Source organism: Saccharomonospora saliphila YIM 90502 (assembly GCF_000383795.1).
Taxonomy (GTDB): domain Bacteria; phylum Actinomycetota; class Actinomycetes; order Mycobacteriales; family Pseudonocardiaceae; genus Saccharomonospora; species Saccharomonospora saliphila.
The window spans coordinates 6,527-8,466 of sequence record NZ_KB912693.1 but is presented as its reverse complement, the minus strand read 5'-3'; the positions used below and the strand labels follow the sequence as shown (position 1 = coordinate 8,466).

The window sequence follows — 1,940 nt, the reverse complement described above, 5'->3', positions numbered from 1 at the left end:
CGGGCGCGTCGCCGGAGCCGGTGTCGGCGGCACCGGTGCCGGTGCCCTCCGGCGGCGCGGCATCGGCGTCCTGTCCGCTGCGCTCGGTGTCGAGCAGCGAGTCGTCGTAGACCAGCTCGGCCACCGGCACCGGCGAACCCCGGTCCACCTCGACCTCGGAGTGGGCGCCGCAGCCGAACTCGGCGTGCACCGCGTGCCCGTCGGCGGGCGAGATCTCGTTCCCGCACACTCCGAACGCGGCACGCAGCGACCCGGCCAGGCGCAGGTAGAACGCGCAGGTGCCGCAGGAACCGGGTGCGCTGCGCGCCATGTCCGCGCGCGGGCCGTACTCACCCCGGTGCCAGCGGGTCGCGGTCTCCTCACGACCGAGTCGCGACATGACCCGCTCGCGACCCAGGCCGATCTCCCGGGCCACCTCCTCGACCTCGGGGTCGTCGGTGGTGGCGTAGGCGGGCGCGATCCGAGGGTCGTCGTCCTGGGTGGGGAAGATGTCGCCCACGCCGAGGTCGCCCGCCCGCACGCGGCGCTCCCACGGGACCCACCGGGGCGCCACGATCGCCTCCGGCCCCGGGGTCAGCGCCACCTCGCTCACGGTCACGGGCGCGTCCTCGCCTGCCGTGGACACGGTGACCGACCAGCGCCAGCCCCGGTAGCCGGGCAACAGGGAATCGAACAGGTGCGTCACCGTGACGGCGTCCTCGTGCTGGACACCGACGTGCGCGCCCACGGTGTGCTCGCCCGCGTCCAGCAGGGCGGCCTGCCTGGCCGTGTCCACCGCCTCGGCGAGCTTGCGGCGGATGGTGCCGTCATCGTGGGTGAGCAGCAGGGCCATGCTTCCAATTGTGCAGCATTTGGGCGCTACTCCCCCGCGGTGGGTTCGTGCCAGGGTGGAGTTCGTGCGACGGATGATCAGCATCGTGGCGGCGGCGGCCACCGTGGCCGCCTGTGCGACCGCGCCGGAGGTCGGTAGCGGCCCCGGGTCCGGTCAGCGGGCGCCCGAGCGTCTCGGGGTCGAGGTCGTCGAGGTCCTGCCGCACGACCCGGACGCCTTCACCCAGGGCCTGGAGATCGCCGGGGACACCCTCTACGAGAGCACCGGGCTCGTCGGCGAGTCCACCCTGCGCGCCGGGCCGGTGGGCGCGGAACCGACGGCCGTCGCCTCCCTCGAGGAGCCGCTGTTCGGCGAGGGGATCACCGTGGTCGGCGACCGGGTGTGGCAGCTCACCTGGCGCGGCGGCGTCGCCGTCGAGTGGGACCGCGAGACCCTGACCGAGCGGCGCCGGGCCGACTACTCCGGCGAGGGGTGGGGCCTGTGCCACCAGCCCGGACGGGAGCGGCTCGTGGCCAGTGACGGGTCGCCGACACTGACCTTCCGCGACCCGGACGACTTCTCCCGCATCGGCTCGGTCACCGTGACCGACTCCGGCACCGAGGTCGACGAGCTCAACGAGCTGGAGTGCGTCGGCGACGAGATCTACGCCAACGTCTGGCACAGCGACGACATCCTGCGCATCGATCCGGAGTCCGGGACGGTGACCGCGCGCATCGACGCCTCCGGCCTGCTCGACCCGGCCGAGCGGCAGGACGCCGACGTGCTCAACGGCATCGCCGCGTACGGCGACTCCGGGTACTTCCTGCTCACGGGCAAGCTGTGGCCGAAGATGTTCAAGGTGAGGTTCGTCCCGTCCGGGTGATCACCCGCACGAGCGGGAGACGAGTACGGCAGGATTGGTCTATGCGTTCCGGTCGCAAGGGCAGGCGGAGGTGGACGCCCGAACCAGAGGCGAGCCGTCCGCCGCGCGAGCAGGGCACCGCCCGGCGACCGGCACCACCACCGACCAAGGCCTACCCGGTGGACGGGGCATCGGGGCCGGAACAGCCACCCGCGGCACCGGGTCCGGGTGGACCACCTGGGGAGGCGACGCGGGCCGCCGACGACG

Annotated in this window: 2 protein-coding genes; one reads left to right on the top strand and one right to left on the bottom strand. The window is 73.6% G+C overall.

What is annotated here, in order from left to right:
- Nucleotides 1-832, bottom strand: an 832-nt coding sequence (locus SACSA_RS23145; RefSeq protein ID WP_019816674.1) for a DUF3027 domain-containing protein, incomplete at its 3' end; no start/stop codon positions are given.
- A gap of 73 nt (nucleotides 833-905) precedes the next feature.
- Here SACSA_RS23145 and SACSA_RS0114795 point away from each other — a divergent pair.
- The gene (locus SACSA_RS0114795) at nucleotides 906-1,694 is read left to right on the top strand and encodes a glutaminyl-peptide cyclotransferase (protein ID WP_048876841.1); all 789 of its coding nucleotides are present in this window, start codon (nucleotides 906-908) and stop codon (nucleotides 1,692-1,694) included.
- Nucleotides 1,695-1,940 lie beyond the last annotated feature (246 nt).